1 protein-coding gene and 1 pseudogene are annotated in these 569 nt (G+C 61.7%); both read right to left on the reverse strand.

Going from position 1 to position 569, the window contains the following annotated elements; all coding sequences use genetic code 11:
• Positions 1-180, reverse strand: a 180-nt coding sequence (locus tag G9C89_RS24950; protein WP_172153397.1) for a hypothetical protein, incomplete at its 3' end; no start/stop codon positions are given.
• A gap of 143 nt (positions 181-323) precedes the next feature.
• Positions 324-569: pseudogene (gene prpB, locus G9C89_RS24955) on the reverse strand (methylisocitrate lyase); the annotation flags it as partial.

The raw sequence follows: 569 nt of genomic DNA on the forward strand, positions 1-569 counted from the left end.
GGCTTCGTCGACGCCTGGCGGTACGCGGTTGGTGATCAGGTCGAGCAGGAAAGCTTCTTCGCCTGCTGGCGGGTTTTTCAGCAGCTCGATCAGGCCTGCGGTTTGTTCGGCGGTCAGCGCGAGGGGCGGCAGGCCTTGGGAGGCACGTTCTGCTGCGTGTTTACGATAGGTTTCAAGCACGGTATTTCCCCCGATAGGGCCCCGCGAAGGCGGAGTCTGTTTTGACGATCTGCGCAAGCTGAGGGCGGCGTGGCTTTCATCATCACCGGCCTCTTGAATTCGTTCTGTCGCAGCAAGCGGGGCGCAGGCTATGCGCCCACGGCTTATTTCTTGGCGGCAAACAGCGCATCGAGATGCTGTTCGAAGGCGTGGTAGTTGATGCGATCGTAGAGCTCCATGCGGGTCTGCATGGTGTCGATCACGTTCTTCTGGGTGCCGTCACGGCGCAGTGCGGTGTAGACGTTCTCGGCCGCCTTGTTCATGGCGCGGAAGGCCGACAGCGGATAGAGCACCAGGGACACGTCGACACTGGCCAGCTCCTCGGTGGTGTACAGCGGCGTGGCGCCAAA

The organism is Pseudomonas tumuqii, from assembly GCF_013184545.1.
GTDB lineage: Bacteria > Pseudomonadota > Gammaproteobacteria > Pseudomonadales > Pseudomonadaceae > Aquipseudomonas > Aquipseudomonas tumuqii.